We start from the raw sequence: 19473 nt of genomic DNA, 5'->3' as shown, positions 1-19473 counted from the left end.
GCAGGTTTCCTGTTAAAAATATCTATCTCTAAAGTTTATTCCGGTTAGCGCAGCACCATCTGGCGGTCCGCATCGAGGCGCAGCATGATGAAGATGAGCATGGTAAAGGTCATCAGTGAAGAACCGCCGTAGCTCACCAATGGCAGGGGTATGCCTATCACCGGGGCAAGACCGATGGTCATGGAAATATTGATGGCCAGGTGGAAGAAAATGATACTGGCGACGCCGTAAGCATACACGCGGCTGAATGTCGATCGCTGCCGTTCCGCGATAAAGATGATCCGGAAGAGCAGGGCGACGTAGAGGCCCAGGAATATGAGGCTGCCGAAGAATCCAAAATCTTCGCCGATGGTGCAGAAAATGAAGTCTGTACTTTGTTCCGGCACAAAGTCGAAGCGGGTTTGGGTGCCTTTGAGGTAACCTTTGCCCCAGAACCCGCCGGAGCCGATCGCGATCATACTCTGCCTGGTGTTGTAAGTGGCTTTGGGATCGTTTTCTTTACCCAGCATTACTTCGATGCGGCGCACCTGGTAATCTTTCAGCACCTTGGTGAAGGCGAACGGCACAATGAACATCACGAAAGCAGAGCAGAACGCCCACAGCGCGATGATCATCACCAGGCGCGAACGCTTTCGCCGTATTTCCCGACGCATGAAATAGATCACCAACGCGGCAATGCCGGTAAAGATGTAAAGCAGGACGTATTTATCCACCAGCAAGGCCGACAGCACCAGGATGATCGCGGAGAATGCGATCACCAGCAGGATGCCGGGCAGGCCTTCGCGGAACATGACGAGGAAAAAGCAGAAATATACCAGCGCAAGACCTGTTTCGTCCTGCAAAATGATGAGACCGAAAGGGATCAGCACCATGGAAGCGGCGATCAGGCGGGCGCGCATTTTGGTGAAGTCCGTTTCCATGCTGGACAAATACTTCGCCAAAGCCAGGTTGGTGCACAGTTTGGTGAATTCAGCAGGCTGGAAGCGGAACCCGCCCAGTTCCAGCCAGGAGTTGGAACCTTTCACACCCGTACCAATAGCCAGCACCACCAGCAGCAACAGTATACCGAAAGCATATAACAGGTTTGCTGTAGCGGTAAAAAATTTACTGTCTGTGAGCCATATGCCCAAAGCCAGCACCATAGACACGCCGAACCACAGCACCTGCCTCGCCCAGTTTTTGTTCTGTGAAAGAAGGTTCTGGATCACATGGTCACCCTCGCGGTACTCCGCGGCAAAAATGGCCAGGAAGCCGATGAATACCAGCGCGAGGTACATCCCGAAAATGGGCCAGTCGATGCCTGCTGTGAGTTTCGCTTGTGGGCGGTTCATGTATTTTATTTTGAAAGAATTCTTCTTAACAGTGCGTCACGGTCAGTAGAAGTGGTAAACATATTATTGAGCGAATCCATTTTGGATTTGGCGCGCATTTCCGGGCTCATGGTGGTGGTTTCCATCATCTTTTGCACAATGGGCATACGTTTGGCGGAGATAGTATCCGTCAGGTATTTTTCCATGAGAATGCTGGCGATAGGCACCGCGTAAGTGGCGCCAAAGCCCGCGTTCTCCACGATCACGGCGATAGCGATCTTCGGGTTCTCCCTCGGGGCAAAGCCTACGAACAGGGAGTGGTCTTTCAGCTGCACTACCTTCCCGTCTATCCTGGCCTTGTTTTCGGCAGTACCGGTTTTGCCGCATACGGAAAACCCTTCGATCTGCGCGCCGCGCGCCGTGCCCTTCGTTACCACGTCTTCCATCCCGAGTATTACGGAGCTGAAAGCCTCGTCGGAAATATGTTCGGCCACGGATACCTTCTGCTTGTATTTCTTCAGGATGTCTGACTTATCGTTGTCGATAGACTCCACGAAATGCGGGATGTAATAGTAGCCCCTGTTGGCGATGATGCACATGGCGTTGGCCATTTGCAGGGGCGTCAATATCAGCTGGCCCTGGCCCATGCCTACATACACTTCGGAGCAGGAATTCCAGGAGCCGCGGTACACGTAGTTCATTCTCGCCGTATCAGGCACCACGCCCCTCACTTCGCCGGGTATGTCGATGCCCAGCCTGCGGCCGAGGCCCATCAGGTTCAGGTAATTGGTCCACTGCACCTGCCCGTTCACCACGCCGCCCCATTTGCGGCTGTCTACAGACAAACGGTAGAGGTGCATGAAATACGAGTTGCAGGAATTGGCCATGGCGATGCGCATGTTCGCCGCGTGACCGGGATTGCTGTGCGTACAGCGGATGAAGCGGCCGCACAGGCCGTAGCCGCCGTGACAGGGGAAGCCGAAGTCCGGGGTGATCACGCCTTCGTCAAGCGCTACCAGCCCGGTGATGGGCTTGAAGGTGGAGCCCGGCGGGTAAGCCGCCTGCACAGCGCGGTTAAAGAAAGGTTTGGTAGTATCGAGGTAAAGCCTGTTGTAGTTTTGCGAACGGTAGGAGCCTGAAAGCAGGTTCGGGTCGAAGGTGGGGCCGCTTACCATGGCCAGGATGCCGCCGGTAGACGGGTCGATCGCTACGATGGAGCCTACCTTGCCTTTCATCATGGCCTCGCCCAATACCTGGAGATCGATGTCCAGCGCGAGGCGGAGGTTTTTACCCGCAACGGCCGCCGTATCGAATTCGCCGTTTTCCAGCGGGCCCTGCGGCCTGTTCAGGTTGTCTTTCACGAGGTACTGGATGCCTCGCTGGCCCATCAGGATGTTCTCATACGTATTTTCCAAACCCGTTCTGCCGATGTAATCGCCCTGCTGGTAAGCGCTGTAGCGCCCGCTGGAATCCGCCAGCATGGAAGGTGATATTTCGCTGATATACCCGAGGATGTGAGCGCCCACGCCATAGGTGTAAGAGCGCACGGGCCGCAGCACCAGCTCAAAGCCGGGCTGGAACATGTACATGCTTTCCTGCAGCTTGCCATACACTTCGGGCGTTAGCAGGCTGGCAAATACAGAGGGGCGCACCGGCCCTTCTTTCATGCGGGCGGCGTTGATGCGTTTGATGAATTCTTCGCGGGTGATAGACAATACCTCGCAGAGGTACGCCGTGTCGATATTTTTTACGTTGCGCGGGGTCACCATCAGGTCGTACAGCGCTTCGTTGCGCATTACGCTGCGGCCGTTGCGGTCGTAAATGATGCCCCTGCTCGGGTAGATCACTTTGCGCAGGTGCGCGTTGGCATCCGCCAGTTTGGAGTATTTGGTTTCCACTACCTGCAAAAAGAATAACCTCACCACGATGAGGCTCACCATGCCGAGGAAGATCAGTTGAATGACTCTTTTTCTGGGCTGATTAAAAACAGACATGCAGGTACCTTGTTAAAAAAAAATTATCTCCGTATTACTTCCTGCTGAAAAACAACAGCTCATAGATCAAAATGAGGAACAGGCTGGTTGCTGTGCTCAGCAATATTTTCATCAACAGGTATAAGGGATCGGAAAAACTGAAAACGGACAAACAAAAATAAGCAATGTGATGCAACAGCACGAGCACTGATACATAAATGGCAAATTGTGAAGTGCCCATGCTTGTTACGGAAGGCGTGCGCTGCGTTCCTTCAAAACCGCCCTGTGGCGAAAGGATGTTAAGGATAAAAGGGCGAAGGTAAGCGATGAACACGCAGGCTGCTGCATGGATGCCCATCTTGTCCGTCAGCATGTCCAGCGTGAGGCCCAGGAAAAAACCGAGCAGCTGCAAAGCGGGGCGCGGCAGGTTAAAAGGCAGCAGCAGGATGAAGAGCATGTACAGGTAAGGCACTACCAGCTGGTGAATGAGGATCTGGTCCAGCACCAACACCTGGAACAGGATCAATAATATAAACCGGATGATATTTTTTAACAGTACGCTCATTTTAACAGGTTGCGTGTTGAATCTTCCAGCCTGGTCTGCTCATCGCGCAGCAGGTTTTCGATCACATACACATATTGCAGGTTGTAAAAGTTGGTAGCGAGTTTAAGGCGGATGGTGTACGCCGTGCTGGATTTGTCGGATACATAGAATGTATCGATATACCCCACCGGCAGGTTCTCGGGGAACACGGCGGAGTAACCGCTGGTTACGACCGTATCGCCTTTGTGCAGCTTAGCGCTGCGGGGAATATCCTTCATCTGGACATAACCGGCATTCATGCCATCCCAGCCCACGGTACCCGTTTCGCCGGAGTTGCGCAGGCGGGCGCTGACGCCGAAGTTGGACGTATTGCCGGTGCCGCGGCTTTTATAGAGCAGAGAGATCACCACGGCATAGTTCTCGCTTACGCTGCGCACCACGCCCACCACGCCGTTCGGCCCTATCACACCCATGTTAGGGCGCACGCCGTCTTTGCTGCCGCGGCGGATGGTGATGGTATTGATCTCCCGGTTCACGGAGTTGTTGATCACTTTGGCTTCGCGGTAGAGGAACTTGCGCACCTCGGTGCTGAGCAGCTTGCGGGCCGTATCGTTGCTGAATTTGCGGAGGGTGTCGAATACGATGGAAGCGGAGGTATCCCTGACGTCAAAACTGCCGGAAAGCTCGTTGTGCAGGCGCAGGTTCTCTTTCACCAGGCTGTCGTTGGTAGCTTTGAGATGAAAATAATACTGAATGCCGTTGTACTGCGTGTAGAGCTTGCCGCTTACGCTGTTGGCGGAATTGAGGTATACTGCACGCTGGTGGTTGTTGGTCCTGAATACGAAAACAAAGCAGATCACTTCCAGCAGCAGAAACAGAAAGAAGTTGAAATACCGCCTTAAAAAAATGATCAGATTGCGCACTGGATACGAGTCTAAGGATTCCGTATTTCACCCCGGCGAGCGTGAACCAACCGGGGTGTAATGATTTTATTGCATCAGGAAAGGATATTTGCCAATATGTTTCAGGGCAATACCGGTACCTCTTACCACGGCGCGCAGCGGATCGTCTGCCACGTGCACGGGCAGCTTGATCTTTTGGCTGAGGCGCTTGTCCAGCCCGCGCAGCAGGGCGCCGCCACCGGTGAGATAAAGACCGCGGCGGTAAATATCCGCTGCCAGTTCCGGGGGGGTTGTTTCCAGCGCTTTCAGGATGGCCTCTTCGATCTTGAAGATGGATTTATCGAGGGCTTCGGCTATTTCCTGGTACGATACCATGATCTGTTTGGGGATGCCGGTCACCAGGTCGCGCCCGTTCACGGGGATGTCGTCCGGCGGATTGTCCAGCTCTTTTAATGCGGAACCGATACCGATCTTGATCTGCTCGGCGGTCCTTTCACCGATGAGCAGGGAGTGGTAGCGGCGCAGGGCTTCCATGATATCGGCCGTGAACTCGTCGCCGGCGATGCGGATGCTCTGGTCGCACACAATACCAGCCAGGGCGATCACGGAAATACCGGTGGTACCACCCCCGATATCGATGATCATGTTACCTACCGGTTCCTCTACGTCTATGCCAATACCAAGGGCGGCTGCCATTGGTTCGTGAATGAGATATACTTCCTTGGCGCCCGCCTGTTCGGCAGAGTCGCGCACGGCGCGCTTTTCCACTTCCGTGATGCTGGAAGGGATGCAGATCACCATTTTCCAGCTGGGCGCGAATAACGGCTTCTTCGGATACACCATTTTGATCAGCTCGCGGAGCATACCCTCTGCAGCATTGAAATCCGCGATCACACCGTCTTTCAGCGGACGGATAGTGCGCAGGTATTCATGCGTTTTCTCGTGCATCATCATCGCCTTTTTGCCTACAGCAACGATCTTGCCACTGGCGCGTTCTATAGCCACGATGGAAGGTTCGTCCACAACCACCGAATCATTGTGAATGATCAGCGTGTTGGCAGTTCCAAGGTCTATTGCAATCTCCTGAGTTAAAAAGTTAAAGAAGCCCATTGTTTGATACGGTCAAAAATATTTGAATGCAAAAATGAATAATTCTAACGAATATACGAGACAATTATTGGATTATTCAACAGATATACAGAAATAAATGAAAGAAATGCTTTATGCATATTTTCGCTATGCCTGAACCCCGTAGATTCCCCTAATTAACAAATTCATAGCCAATGTCCCGCCTGTAATACTTACCCGCGAACGATATGCGCTCTGCCGTTTGCTTTGAATGGGCAAGGGCCAGCTGCAAATCGCCTGCCAAAGATGTGATAGCCAGCACCCTTCCGCCGTTCGTCAGCACTTTGCCGCCTTCGGCCTTTGTACCTGCATGAAACACCAGCTGGTCTTTAGCCGGGGCCGGTATGCCGGTGATCTCCATGCCTTTCTCATATGCTTCGGGGTAACCGCCGCTCACCAGCATAACGGTGGTGGCTGCCCGGGGATCTTCATACACCTGGAGCTTGTCCAGCTGCTGGCCCGGTACGGCGGCAAACAGCTCCAGCAGGTCGTTCTGCAGACGCGGCATCACCACTTCCGTTTCGGGGTCGCCCATGCGGCAGTTATATTCGATCACGTAGGGGGCGCCGTTCACGCTAATAAGGCCGAAGAAAATGAAGCCCTGGTACACGATGTTCTCCGCCGCAAGGCCTTCCACTGTGGGGCGTATCACCTGTTCTTCCACTTGTTTCATAAAAGCCCCGTCTGCAAACGGCACGGGCGATACGGCGCCCATACCGCCTGTATTGAGGCCGGTATCGCCTTCGCCGATGCGCTTGTAATCTTTTGCCACGGGCAGCAGGCGGTAGTTCTTACCATCCGTCAGCACGAACACGGAGCATTCTATGCCGGTGAGGAACTGCTCTACCACTACTTTCCGGCCCGCGTCGCCAAACTTGGCGGATTTGATCATCTCGCCGAATTCCTTCACCGCCTCGTCGTGGTCGGACGTGATCACCACGCCTTTACCGGCGGCCAGCCCGTCTGCCTTCAGCACGATGGGCAGCGAATGCCGGCGCAGGTAAGCCACGCCGTCTTCGAAATTATCTGCGCTGAACTCGCGGTAAGCCGCGGTGGGAATGTTGTGGCGCAGCATGAATTCCTTGGCGAAAGCCTTGCTGCCTTCGAGTTTGGCGCCTTCCACGGAAGGGCCTATCACCGGGATATGCCTCAAAGCCTCATCCTGCTTGAAATAATCGTAAATGCCGTTTACCAGCGGTTCTTCAGAGCCGGGCACCACCATGGCGATCTCATTGCTCAGGCAAAAACTGCGGATCGCCGCAAAGTCGCTCACACCGATGTTCACATTGGTTCCGTGCTGGGCCGTGCCGGCATTGCCAGGGGCAATGAACAGCTTCGTGCAAGCCGGGCTTTGTGTCATTTTCCAGGCCAGGGCATGTTCCCGGCCGCCGCTACCTAACAGTAAAATGTTCATAATGGATTGAAACGTAATAAAATGAGGGGAATCTCCGGTGTAGAACATGATGTAGTACCCGCGGAAAATTTTTGCAAAGTACGGTCAAAAAAACCGGTTTTTTCATGTGGATACCTGATTTTCTTTAACTTGCCTGCCTTAACTGTTTTTTTAACTGTAAATTTCTTTTTCAAAACTAACCATTTATGAATACAACAACTGTTGCTTTAGAGACGGAAGCTGCGGTGCAGAAGGGCCATCCCAAAGGATTAGGCGTTCTTTTTGCCACAGAGATGTGGGAAAGGTTCAACTTCTACGGCATGCGCGCCATCCTTACCCTGTTCCTTGTAAATGCACTCGCTTTTTCAGATTCTGATTCTTCTATTATCTACGGCGGCTTCCTCGGCCTCTGTTATCTCACTCCCATGCTGGGCGGGTTTGTTGCAGACCGGTATCTCGGCAACAGGAACTGCATCCTGCTGGGTGGTTTCACCATGTCAATAGGCCAGTTGTTCATGTTCACCAGCGCATTCCTTTATGCCTCCAACCTCGAAACGGCCAAGCTGGTGATGTGGTCGGGCCTTTTCGTGCTGATCATCGGCAACGGCTTCTTCAAACCCAACATTTCAGCCATGGTAGGCCAGTTGTACCCGAAAGGAGACAGCCGGCTCGATTCCGCCTTTACCATCTTCTACATGGGCATCAATGTGGGCGCATTCCTTGGCATGTCCATCTGCCCCCTGCTGGGAGATGTGAAACTGGACGACGGCACCCGGGTAGTAGCTGCGTTCAAATGGGGTTTCCTGGCTGCAGGCCTCGCTATGCTGATTGGAACGGTGTTATTCTTCTTCCTGAAAGACAAATACGTGGTATCGCCTGAAGGCAAACCTGTAGGCGCCAAACCCAAGTTCAACGCAAATCTTGCCCACGGCGAAGAAGCCGATAAGGCCAAGTTTACTACCGGCGCGGTGATCAGCGTTGTGGTGCTGATGATCGTATTGTTCTTCGGTATCCATTACCTGAGCCTGGACAGTACGTTGCAGGTACAGAACCCTATCAAAGTATGGATCTATCCGTTTATCTATGCGGCGGGCATCAGCCTGGCGGTATTGATCCTTACAGATAAATCCATCACCAAGGTAGAGCGCGACCGCATTCTTGTGATCTATGCCGTGGCTTTCTTTGTGATCTTCTTCTGGGCCTGTTTTGAGCAGGCAGGTTCATCCCTCACTTTTATTGCGGATTACCAGACCGACCGCCGGTTGTTTGGCTGGAATATGCCACCGAGTTTTGTGCAGAATGCCAATTCCATTTTCATTATCGTATTTGCCATACCGCTCTCTATCGTATGGATGAGCCTTCAGAAAAGGAAAATGGAGCCCATTTCCCCGGTGAAACAATCCATGGGCCTGGCTTTACTGGCCATCGGCTCTCTTATTATAGGCTTACAGGTAAAAGGACTTGGCACCACCGAAAAGCTCGGCGTGATATGGCTCATCGTGATGTACCTGTTCCATACCCTGGGCGAGCTTTGCCTCTCTCCCATCGGTTTGTCCCTGGTATCTAAGCTGGCCCCCCTCCGTTTCTCTTCACTGCTGATGGGCGTATGGTTCCTCTCCAATGCCTCCGGATATGCGCTGGCAGGCACACTGGGTACGCTGCTGCCGCCAACCGGCAACAAGTTTGCCGAGGCGGAGAAAGCGGGCATCGCCCTGCAACCCATCCTGGACAAAACAGTGACCGCCACCGCGGAACAGCTGGCCACGCTGAAGTCCCTCAACATCCCCGCGCATTACCCTTCCTTCATGGGCTTTACCATCCACAACCTCTTCGAATTCTTCATGGTGATGGTGATCCTGCCGGGCGCAGCAGCCGTGCTGCTGTTCCTGATCTCTGGGGTTTTGAAAAAGAAAATGCACGGAGTACGCTAATTGTCAAAGCGTTACCGTTTATAATATTAAAAGGAGCAGGTCATCTCACCCTGCTCCTTTTTACTTATATTTAGGAAATTTATCTTATATACAACCTGTATGTCCGACAACAAATTCAAACCTTTTGTTGCGCCCGATATGATGATGAAAGAGTTAACCCTGAAAAGCATCCTGCTGGGATGCATTGCGGGCGTGATCTTTGGCGCAGCCACCGTATACCTGGCCCTGAAGGCAGGTTTGACCGTATCCGCATCCATCCCCATTTCCGTGATCGCTATTACGCTGGGGCGGCGGTTCTTTAAGACCACCATCCTGGAGAACAATATCATTCAAACCACCGGGAGCGCCGGCGAATCCATCGCGTCCGGCGTGGTGTTCACCCTTCCGGGCTTCCTGTTCCTCTCCGCGGAAAGCGGCGGGAAAGACTTTTTCAGCTATATCACCATCCTCATCCTGGCCATTTTCGGCGGCATATTGGGCACGCTCATGATGATCCCGCTGCGGCGCTCGCTGATCGTAAAAGAGCACGAAACCCTACCCTATCCTGAAGGCACTGCCTGCGCTTCTGTATTGAAAGCGGGGGAAAAGGGCGGCGATTTTGCCAAAACGGCCTTCCTGGGCCTGGGGATCGCCTTTTTGTATGCTACGCTGCAAAAAGTGCTGCATGTTATTTCCGAAGTGCCGGCCTTTATGACGGCGCAGGCTAATAAAGTATTCCCTTCCGCCAAGCTCAGCGGGGAGATCACACCTGAATTCATGGGCGTGGGCTATATTATCGGGCCAAGGATCTCCGGCGTGCTGGTGGCGGGCGGCGTACTGGCCTGGCTTTGCCTCATTCCTTTACTGGCTTCCCTCGTGCCGCCCGACGTGATCGCCCAGCAACTTGTGAAGCTGAACCTGCTGGCCTCCATGACCACGCCCGGTTCCGGCACCAATGGTTTCTGGGACCCGGTGAATCATACCTTCGGGGACTTCAGCACCGCCATTTACCAGGCATACGTGAAACAGATCGGTGCAGGCGCAGTAGCGGCAGGCGGTTTCATCACCCTCCTGAAAACCATTCCCACCATTATCACTTCCTTCAAAGAAAGCATCGGCTCCGTGAAAGGCGGTACGGATAAAGCCCCGGCCATCAGGACCGAGCGCGACCTTTCCTTTAAAGTGGTGATCATCGGCAGCATTGTGCTGGTATTGCTCATGGCCATTGTGCCGCAGCTGCCCGGCGACTCTGTATGGCAAAAACTGCTGATCGGCATACTCGTTGTGATATTCGGGGCGTTCTTTGTAACGGTAAGCAGCCGTATCGTGGGGCTCATCGGCACCACGAACAACCCGATTTCCGGGATGACCATCGCCACCATTATGGGTACCTGCCTGATCTTCATAGCCGTAGGCTGGACGGGCAAGACCTATGAACCCATGGCCCTCGTGGTAGGCGGCATGATCTGCATCGCAGCAGCCAACGCAGGCGCCACCTCGCAGGACCTGAAAACGGGCTTCCTCGTAGGCGCCACGCCGCGCAGTCAGCAGATAGCGTTGTTTGTCGGCGCCATCGTATCTTCGCTCGTGATCGGCTGGACGGTGCAGCTGCTGGACACGCCGACGGAAGAAATGGTAAAAAGCGGCGTTCACCACGCCATCGGCACCGCAGGGCTTTCCGCCCCGCAAGGCACGCTGATGGCCACGCTCATCAAAGGGATACTCGGCGGCGACCTGGACTGGCAATTTGTGCTGGCAGGCGTTTTCATCGCCATTACACTGGAATTGTGCGGCATCAAATCCCTGTCCTTCGCGGTAGGCGCATACCTTCCGCTGGCCACCACGCTGCCCATTTTTATTGGCGGGCTGATCCGCGGGCTGGTGGACTGGAAACAAAAACGCTCCGGCATCAAGCTGAGCGCTGAAGAAGAAGAGCTGGGCAAAGGCAGCCTGTTTGCCACCGGCCTGGTGGCGGGTGGTGCAATTGCCGGGGTGATCGTAGCGGGACTGTCTGTACGAAAAGACGTGCAGGACGGTCTGGCCTCCATCAGTGCAGAGCCGGGCATTACCGGCATGATCGGTGAAACCGGTTATAAGCTGCTCGGGGTCGCTTTTTTCGCCGTGATGGGTTACATGCTGTACCGCATCGGCAGGCAGAAACAAGTATCGATAGACAAATTGTAAAAACTTAAAATCATCATACCTATGCCCTCAACACGCTCCTGTTTAGCTGCTTTGGCCGCCATGGTAATGCTGGCTGCCTGCCAGGGGAAGGACCAGTCGGAAGTGGAACCTAAACGCAGGTTCATTTCCTTTAAAATGGACGGAAAAGTGGCCCTTTCCGAACAATCCAACCGTGCCTATTACCTGCCCGGCAACACGACGGACACAGACCCCAGCAACGACCAGGCAACCATGCTTATCACCGGTTATACTTATACCCGCGATGTGATCAATATCCGGCTTACAGCTCCCGAAGCAGAACTGAAGCCCGGCCGCACCTATACCAACGGCACGCCCGGCAACCTCTTTGCCATGGAGATGTTCCCTGACTTTGAACTGCTGACCGCAGATGAAGATTACGGCAGCCTTACAGTGCAGGTGCTGAGCATGAAAGATTCCGTGATCAGCGCCAACTTTTCAGGCGCCATGGTAAGCATGGACGATGGTTCGATGAAAATCGTTACCGACGGGTATTTTAAGATGAAGTACCAGAAGGCGCCTTAATTGAACTTGAACACGCCCAGCACAAATATGCTGAAGAACAACAGCAGCTGCACGATGTAAAAGATGTTCACTTTCTGTTTCAGGCTGGCGAGGCCGGAATCGTTGTTTGCAGCGATCAGGAATTTCATTCTTTTAGTAAGCGACCTGGCGAAAAAGCTGTTGGCGATGACCAATATTACCAGTATGCCTTTTATCCTGAACCAGATCTGTTCAGCAAAAACGCCTTTTGTAAGGAACATCAGGTAAAAGCCGGAAAGCAACAGCAGCCCCATGCCAATACCAATGACCGCGGGAAGCCGCGCGCCCAATTCCATTACGGTCAATGCCTTCATCCTGTCTGCGGTATAAAATTTCCAGAAGCGGCGGTTCACCAGGAAGCCGACGAGGGTTGTTCCCGCGGCCAGCGTCAGCCCTGTGATATGCATCAATAAACTAAGGAGGAACATATTCATAGCCTGTTTGTTTTGATGCGAAGTTGGCCTCCTTTCCAGGAATTTATTTACATTTAACGGAGTAAAATTTACATCTGGAGATGATATGGCATTCGAGCTAAAACATATCGCCACCAATCAGGTGTTGCACCAGAGCCCGGTGTCTCACAACGACTTTGACGGGCCGCAGCTGGTGGAAGCCGTTAACCGGGTAGAGCTGCCTTTTGCCGATGCCGTACTTTCGCACTGGCGCTTCAACGGGATCCAGATCATTCACACGGACTGGCATTACAAGTACCAATCCGACTTCGCCTGGAAAGCCGACCTGGAAATTGTGCAGCTGCAATTCAACCTCGGGGGCAAGGTATCCATCAACTTCGAGCAGTACGAAAAACCTATCACGTTCGGCCACAACCAGCATAATTTATTGTACGCAAACGGCAATGCCGGCACCATAGCGAACGAGGACCTGCACTCTTCACAATTTGTCATCCAGTTCACCAAAGATAATTTCCTGAAACTGACGGAAGACAGCAATGATGCATTAAAACGGTTCTCTGAAAACGTTTTAACCGGCAGGCTGTCGCTGTTCTCAGAGCACACCCTGCCCATCGATATTCCTATGCGGCAGGCCATAGATGCCGTGCTGCATTGCAAATACCGGGACGGGCTCAAAAAAATGTTCCTGCTTTCAAAGGCCATAGAGATACTGGTGATGCAGGCGGAAGCTTTCAACACTTCCTCCCCGCGGAAAACCAGGGTGGCCAGAACAGACTATGATAAAGAGCAGATACTCTATGCAAAAGAATACCTGGTACAACATATCGAAACCCCGCCAAGCCTGTCAGAACTGGCCAAGGTGGCCGGTTTGAATGAATATAAATTAAAGCGCGGCTTCAAGGAAGAGTTCAGCAACACCGTATTCGGCTACCTGGCCGAAAAACGGCTGGAGCTTGCCAGGGATTACCTCGCGGATCATAACAAGTCCATTACAGAAATCGCCGATTCACTGGGATACTCGTCCATACATCATTTCAGCAATGCCTTCAAGAAGAAGTTTGGCCGCCCTCCCAGGGATGCGAGAGGCTGACGGGCACAAAAATTTATGATAAAAAAGGGGCGGACTAAAATTTAGTCCGCCCCTTTTTTGTTAGCTGCAACCTGCTACACGGCGATCTTCTCAGCAGGCGTGATCCTCAGTTCCACCAGCCTGTTTTGCCGGATGATCCTGATGAACTGGAACTGCCCGATCTTATCACGGTCCAGCTGGCGGAAAAGCGCATCCGAGGTTTCCACCGGCGTGTCGTTGAAAGACACTACGATGTCGCCGTCGGTGATGCCTGCTTTACCTGCGGGGCTGCCGTTTTCCACGCCGGTTACGAACAGCGCGCTTTTGTTCTTCAGTTCCAGCCCGCTTCTGAGTTTGGGCACCAGGGTGATCTGTTGCAGGCTCAAGCCCAAATAAGCGCGGCTTACCTTGCCGTTCTTCATCAGCTCCGCCGCTATCATTCTCGCGGTATCGATGCTGATGGCGAAACAGAGGCCTTGCGCACCACGGATCATGGCAGTGTTCACACCCACCACTTCCCCTTTGTAATCGATCAGCGGGCCCCCGGAATTACCCGGGTTCAGCGCCGCATCCGTCTGGACCAGGCCGTCTATCTGCCGGCCGGTTTCACTGCGCAGCGAACGCCCCAAAGCGCTCACCACGCCGGCGGTAACGGTATGCTGAAACCCCATCGGGTTGCCGATCGCGATCACCAGCTGGCCGATCTGCAGGTCTTCGGCGCGCCCCAGCTGGGCAGGCTGAAAATCATATGCGCTCGATTTCAGTATGGCAATGTCCGTATCGGGATCTTCGCCCGTTAGTGTTGCAGGGTAAACGCTTCCGTCGTGCAGCATCACGTTGAAATAACTCCCTTTGTGCACTACGTGAGAGTTGGTGAAAAGATAACCGTCGGATGAGAAGAAGAATCCCGATCCGGTGCCGGTCACTTTCCGGTTGGCATCCAGCCGCTCTATTTTTACGACTGACTTGCCGGCGGCTTCCACCGCGTGATGGATGATCTGGGAATAAGCATCCATATAACCTCCTTCTTTCCCATTTATGCTACCAAAAACAAGCCATGTGGAAAACTTGCCAAATTGACATAAAACCTGTTCCGGGATAAGCCCTACATTCGTTCTCTAACTCAAACACTCCATGAAAGTTTTATGCTTAACCGCAGCTGCCTGCCTGGCCCTGGCAGCCTGCTCATCCCCCGCAAACCGGAACCCGCAGGCCACAGACAGTACCCAAACCGTAACCGACAAAAACGCATTGCTCCGCAAAACGATCGACAGTATTGTCACCCAAACGGATGGCAAAGTAGGCGTCTCTATCCTCAACCTGGATACCCGCGACACGCTGACGCTCAACGACACGGCCCACTACCCGATGCAGAGCGCTTACAAATTCCCCATTGCCATGGCTGTGCTGAAACAGGTAGATGAAGGCAAGCTGAAGCTGGACCAGCCCATATTCGTTGATAAAAAATGGTATTACAAAACCCACAGCCCGCTCCGCGATTCCATGCCCAATGGCAATGCCAACGTGCCGCTGAGCCGCCTGACCGGCCTGATGGTTTCCCTCAGCGACAATGTGGCCTGCGACCGGCTGCTGGACCTTATTGGCGGCGAAACTGCAGCGAACGACTTCATTCACAGCCTCGGCGTTACCGATATCGCGATCGTGGCCAGCGAGAAAAAAATGCACGCCGCATGGGATGTTCAATTCACCAACTGGTGCCGGCCTTCCGCCTACACGCAGCTGCTGGACATCATGAATAAAGGCACAGCATTGTCTAAAACCAGCAATGATTTTCTCTGGAAGATCATGCTGGAAACCAGCACCGCGCCGGGCCGCATCCGCGGGCTGCTGCCAAAGGAATTGCAGGTAGCCCATAAAAGCGGCACTTCGGGCGTTCAACCAGATGGCCTGGCCGCAGCCACCAACGACGTGGGCATCGTCCTCCTTCCCAACGGGCAGAAACTGGCCATCGCCGTATTTGTATCGCTTTCCCACGCAGATGCCGATACCCGCGACAAAATAATTGCACAGATCACCAAAGCAGCGTATGATCATGCTTTGAGCGCGGGGAATTAGAGGGGTTTTATCATTACAGAAAAATCATTTAAAATAAAAAGCCATCCCTCTCCGGGATGGCTTTGATATTCTCCGGGGTCTTTCAATCCCGTTAAATGAAATTCAACAGCTCGTACTGCTTTTGCAGGATGGCCTGATCGTCTGCCCCCAGCCATTTCTTCAGCAGGGTGGCATATACATTCTTGAAATCCACTTTATACTGCAGGTCGCCTTCGTTCAGGTTCGCCAGGTCGGGGCCTTCGTTGAGAATACCTTTCTGCTGCAGGCCGCCGCCGATCAGGAACATGTTGTTCGCTGTACCGTGGTCTGTGCCGCCGCTGGCGTTCTGGCCTACGCGCCGCCCGAATTCGGAGAAGGTCATCACCAGCACATCCTGGAAGCGGTTATTTTTCTTCAGATCGGTGGTAAAAGAGCCCAGCGCATCGCTCAACTGCTCGAATAGCCGCTGCTGCTGGCCCTGCTGGCCCACATGCGTATCGAAGCTGCCGTGGCTCACGTAATAGACGCTGGTATTGATGTCCGTCATGATCAGCTCCGCGATCGTTTTCATATTGCGGCCCAGTTCAGAATTCGGGTATTGTTCTTTGCTTTTGAATGTTTTGAACTGCTGCTGGATATATGATGCGGAAGAGATCGTTTCAGCCATGGTCTTATACAGGTAATCCACGTTATGATGCTCGTCGTCGTGCTTTTGTTTGGCGAGCAGTTCTTTGAAGTACTTGTCGTTGCTGGCGCCGAAGAGGCGCTGCGGATCGGTGAGCGCAAGGCCTTTCACGGCTTCCCCTTTCAGCGCGAGGCTGAGCGTATCGTCTATTTCGAGGGCCTGTGTGGGCTTGTCGCAGCCTTTGCATTGCGCGTCAAGATAGCGGCCAAGCCAGCCGGTGCCCCAGTAATCGCGGGAGTCGCTGGCGCTTTGCCAGATGTCCATGGAGCGGAAGTGCGAACGGTCAGGATTGGGATAACCCACGCTGTTCAGGATGCCCAGCGAACCATCATCGTACAGCGATTTGAAGCTCTTCAGCGCGGGGTGTATGCCCAGCTCATCTGTGAGCGACAATGCGGCCTCCCTTTTAATACCGAGGGAAGGACGGAGTTTGTAGTAAATATCGTTGCGGTAAGGGATCACGGTATTCAGGCCGTCGTTGCCACCGGAGAGCTGCACTACCACCAGCACTTTATTGCCCGGCGGCACCAGCTGCCCCTGCTCCATGGCCTTCAGGAATTTCGGCAGCATCAGGCTGGCCGAAGCGAGTGAACCTACCTGTAAGAACCGGCGTCTGTTGATCTGCATAATTCGTCGGATTATAGATTAACACAATTGATATTCCGGTGTACTCATTACATCGATCGTTACTGTCTTGATGTAATTCTCACGGGAAGAGTTATCTGAATATTTTTCCAATAATTGTTTGTCGATACCGCTGTTGCGCATCAGCAGCGACGAAGCGATGGCGTCTGCCAACTTTTCGCGGGGCGTATCTTTGAAATCTTCCAGGAACGGCTTCCAGTCCACTTCTGCGTTCACCCTGCGCGCGTATTGTTTTTTGAGGAATTCATTCACCTGCATCGTCATTTTATAATTCTGCCCTTCGCCCATTTCGGGAGTGATCTCTTTGGGGCGGATGTTGAATTCCTGCGAATACAAAATGATCTGCGGCACGCGCATGCGGAACATCAGGCTGGAACTGTCTATCCAGCTGCGGCCTCCCGGCCAGCCCGCTACGTTTGGAGGATAGAATAATGTTTGCCCCATCACCCGCTGGAACACGAGCATGGCTTCTTCCTGTTCAAACTGCATGGGGATGGACCGGCGCAGGCCCACGATCAATTCCACCGGGCTCTTGATCCTGGCACCGATATGTTTTTCTTCATAAAACCAGTCTGCCATGAATATTTCCCGCATCAGTTCCCGGAGGTCGTAGTTGGACTGGTAGAATTTCGCCGCCAGGTGATCGATATGGGCATCGTCTTCTGTTTCGTTCACGAAATAACGGTAGATCTTCGCAGTGATGTAACGCGCCGTTTGCTTCTGTTCCAGGAGTATCTTGATGATGTCGTCCCCGTCGAACATGCCGGTTTTGCCCAGCACGGTCTTGCTGCCGGTGTCGTGCAGGTTTTTCCGGAAGCTGAACTGCCCCATTTCGTCGTAGCCCCAGCCGGTAAAGGCCCGGGCGGCTTCTTTAATGTCTTTTTCGGTATAGTTGCCGCGACCGAGTGTGAACAGTTCCATCACTTCGCGGGCAAAGTTTTCGTTGGGGCGTTGTTTCCTGTTCTGCTGGTTGTTGAGGAAACCCAGCATGGCGGGGGATTTGGATACTTCCGTGAGCAATGTTCCGAAGTTGCCCAGGCCGTGCTGCCGGATCACCTGGAGCAATTGCTGGTTGAACAGCACGTTCTGCGTGCGGCAGGCAAAGTGGCCATGCCAGAACAGCGCCATCTTTTCCTGCAGGGGGTGGCTGCTGTTGATCATGGCGTGGGTCCACATCACGTTGAGGTCTTTGATGCCGTCCACATTCATTTTCTGAACGGCTTTGCGTTCCTCCGCGCCCATATTCCGCTGGCGGCGGTAATCGGGCAGGTCGGTTTCATCCACTACTTTGATGGATTCCGGGGCTGCACTGGGGCCAAGGATCACCTTGCGCACCACTTCTTTTCTCCGCTTTTTCGCCCATGAGCGGATGACGGCGGGGTTTTCCCCAAAGCCTGCCCTCCAGCCCAGGTGTTGTAATTGAATTTGTTCGGGAACAACAGCCATATGCTAAAAATTTTGAGTAAGTAAGACGGCTATTTAAAGGCATAGTTTAACGATGCTGGCGCCTTTCCGGGAAATTTCCAAAAAATTCATTCCACGACGGGAAATGCGGGTAATATAAGCTCAATCGGATATAAGGGTCAATACATCTGCATGGTATCATCGATCTCCTCCGCCCAGGCATGAATGCCGCCCGTAACGTTGTACACCTGCTGGAAGCCGGATTTGAGGAGATGTTCCGCCACGGCCTTGCTCCGCATACCGTGGTGGCAGATCACGGCAACGGGGGTTTCTTTGGACAGGCCTGGGATGGAAGCGTCTATCCGCCGCATGGGTATATGCAGCGCGCCTTCGATGCGGCAAATGTCCCATTCTTCTTTTTCCCGCACGTCTATCAGCTGGAAATCCCGGCCTTCTTCCAACCAGCGGTTCAGTTCCTTCACGTTGAGGAACTGCATGAGCACGGGGTCGCAGGCCTGGTCGCCATAGGTTTCCCGCAGCTGCGTAATGTTATGATTGGCCGGGTCTGTCTGGAATGAGAATACCTGGTGGGTATTGTCGAGGATGTTGATGGTGAGCAATTGATTCGCCAGCGGCTCGCCGATGCCGCAGATCACCTTTACGGCTTCGCTGGCCTGGTAGCTGCCTATAATACCGGGAAGCACGCCCAGCACGCCGATCGCATTGCAGTCCGGCGCATCGCCGGGCTCGGGGAACAGGCAGCGGTAGGTGGCGCTGCCGTTGTAGTTGAACACGCTCACCTGCCCTTCATACTGGAAAATAGCGCCTGACACAAAAGGCTTGCCCAGTATCACGCAGGCGTCGTTGATGAGGTACCGTGTGCCGAAGTTGTCAGAACAATCGATCACCACATCATATTGCGCGATGATCTCAAGCGCGTTGGAAGTATTGAGGAATGAGTTGTGCGGGATGAACGCCACTTCAGGATTAAGCTGCTGCAGCCTTTCGATGGCGGTTTGCAGCTTGGGGCGGCCCTCGTCTGCTGTGTTATACAGCACCTGCCGTTGCAGGTTGGTAATGGAAACGGTATCTTCTTCCGCGATCCCGATGCGGCCCGCGCCCATGGCGGTAAGGTATTGCAGCACCGGCACGCCCAGCCCCCCGGCTCCTACCACCAGTATGGCTGCATTGCGCAATAGTTCCTGTTTTTCAGGACCGAATCCCGTAAGCCTGATCTGGCGGTCGTATCGGTTCATAAGCTAGTTCTCCCGGCTTAAATTTCGGAATTTTTACAACG

Annotated in this window: 16 protein-coding genes; 5 read left to right on the top strand and 11 right to left on the bottom strand. The window is 53.5% G+C overall.

Features of this window, described 5'->3' with window-relative positions:
• Positions 1 to 44: 44 nt before the first annotated feature.
• The 6 genes from rodA to purD all read right to left on the bottom strand — a co-directional run bounded on the left by rodA (position 45) and on the right by purD (position 7271).
• Positions 45 to 1331, bottom strand: coding sequence for a rod shape-determining protein RodA (gene rodA, locus R3I13_RS08145; protein WP_346317429.1), 1287 nt, complete (start codon positions 1329 to 1331; stop codon positions 45 to 47).
• Positions 1332 to 1336: 5 nt separating this feature from the next.
• Positions 1337 to 3304 (bottom strand): penicillin-binding protein 2, encoded by a 1968-nt coding sequence (mrdA, locus tag R3I13_RS08140; protein ID WP_346317428.1) that lies wholly within the window; start codon positions 3302 to 3304, stop codon positions 1337 to 1339.
• 34 nt (positions 3305 to 3338) lie between these two features.
• A complete protein-coding gene (locus R3I13_RS08135) occupies positions 3339 to 3848 on the bottom strand; it encodes a rod shape-determining protein MreD (RefSeq protein WP_346317427.1) in 510 nt (169 codons plus the stop codon).
• Positions 3845 to 4750: a rod shape-determining protein MreC gene (mreC, locus tag R3I13_RS08130; protein ID WP_346317426.1), complete on the bottom strand. Its 906-nt coding sequence runs from the start codon at positions 4748 to 4750 to the stop codon at positions 3845 to 3847. The genes R3I13_RS08135 and mreC overlap by 4 nt, the downstream gene beginning before the upstream one ends.
• Positions 4751 to 4816: 66 nt before the next feature.
• Entirely contained in the window at positions 4817 to 5839 is a 1023-nt protein-coding gene (locus R3I13_RS08125) for a rod shape-determining protein (protein WP_120518663.1), read from the bottom strand.
• A gap of 151 nt (positions 5840 to 5990) precedes the next feature.
• Positions 5991 to 7271, bottom strand: coding sequence for a phosphoribosylamine--glycine ligase (gene purD, locus R3I13_RS08120; protein WP_346317425.1), 1281 nt, complete (start codon positions 7269 to 7271; stop codon positions 5991 to 5993).
• Positions 7272 to 7456: 185 nt separating this feature from the next.
• Between purD and R3I13_RS08115 the strand changes: the two genes are divergently transcribed.
• The 3 genes from R3I13_RS08115 (at position 7457) to R3I13_RS08105 (ending at position 11887) form a co-directional block, all read left to right on the top strand.
• The gene (locus R3I13_RS08115; protein WP_346317424.1) at positions 7457 to 9181 is read left to right on the top strand and encodes a peptide MFS transporter; all 1725 of its coding nucleotides are present in this window, start codon (positions 7457 to 7459) and stop codon (positions 9179 to 9181) included.
• A 99-nt stretch (positions 9182 to 9280) separates the two neighbouring features.
• Complete coding sequence (locus R3I13_RS08110) at positions 9281 to 11344, top strand: OPT/YSL family transporter (RefSeq protein WP_346317423.1); 2064 nt, start codon at positions 9281 to 9283, stop codon at positions 11342 to 11344.
• 21 nt (positions 11345 to 11365) lie between these two features.
• Positions 11366 to 11887, top strand: a complete 522-nt coding sequence (locus R3I13_RS08105) for a hypothetical protein (RefSeq protein WP_346317422.1) — start codon at positions 11366 to 11368, stop codon at positions 11885 to 11887.
• Here the strand turns inward: R3I13_RS08105 and R3I13_RS08100 are convergent.
• Positions 11884 to 12339: a hypothetical protein gene (locus R3I13_RS08100; protein WP_346317421.1), complete on the bottom strand. Its 456-nt coding sequence runs from the start codon at positions 12337 to 12339 to the stop codon at positions 11884 to 11886. The genes R3I13_RS08105 and R3I13_RS08100 overlap by 4 nt on opposite strands.
• Positions 12340 to 12424: 85 nt before the next feature.
• On the opposite strand from R3I13_RS08100, the gene R3I13_RS08095 reads away from it, so the two are divergent.
• A complete protein-coding gene (locus tag R3I13_RS08095) occupies positions 12425 to 13408 on the top strand; it encodes an AraC family transcriptional regulator (protein ID WP_346317420.1) in 984 nt (327 codons plus the stop codon).
• A 74-nt stretch (positions 13409 to 13482) separates the two neighbouring features.
• Here R3I13_RS08095 and R3I13_RS08090 read toward each other — a convergent pair whose 3' ends face one another.
• Positions 13483 to 14403, bottom strand: a complete 921-nt coding sequence (locus R3I13_RS08090; protein ID WP_346317419.1) for a trypsin-like peptidase domain-containing protein — start codon at positions 14401 to 14403, stop codon at positions 13483 to 13485.
• A 118-nt stretch (positions 14404 to 14521) separates the two neighbouring features.
• Between R3I13_RS08090 and bla the strand changes: the two genes are divergently transcribed.
• On the top strand, positions 14522 to 15463 hold the full coding sequence (gene bla / locus R3I13_RS08085) for a class A beta-lactamase (RefSeq protein WP_346317418.1): 942 nt from the start codon (positions 14522 to 14524) through the stop codon (positions 15461 to 15463).
• 91 nt (positions 15464 to 15554) lie between these two features.
• Here the strand turns inward: bla and R3I13_RS08080 are convergent, their stop codons facing one another.
• The 3 genes from R3I13_RS08080 to R3I13_RS08070 form a co-directional block, all read right to left on the bottom strand.
• Complete coding sequence (locus R3I13_RS08080; protein ID WP_346317417.1) at positions 15555 to 16754, bottom strand: DUF1501 domain-containing protein; 1200 nt, start codon at positions 16752 to 16754, stop codon at positions 15555 to 15557.
• 18 nt (positions 16755 to 16772) lie between these two features.
• Positions 16773 to 18218, bottom strand: coding sequence for a DUF1800 domain-containing protein (locus R3I13_RS08075; RefSeq protein WP_346317416.1), 1446 nt, complete (start codon positions 18216 to 18218; stop codon positions 16773 to 16775).
• A gap of 137 nt (positions 18219 to 18355) precedes the next feature.
• Positions 18356 to 19432 (bottom strand): HesA/MoeB/ThiF family protein, encoded by a 1077-nt coding sequence (locus R3I13_RS08070; protein WP_346317415.1) that lies wholly within the window; start codon positions 19430 to 19432, stop codon positions 18356 to 18358.
• Positions 19433 to 19473 lie beyond the last annotated feature (41 nt).

This window comes from Chitinophaga sp. YIM B06452, assembly GCF_039655965.1.
GTDB lineage: Bacteria > Bacteroidota > Bacteroidia > Chitinophagales > Chitinophagaceae > Chitinophaga.
The sequence above is the reverse complement of the archived record's forward strand: the minus strand, read 5'-3'. Positions and strand labels throughout refer to the sequence as shown.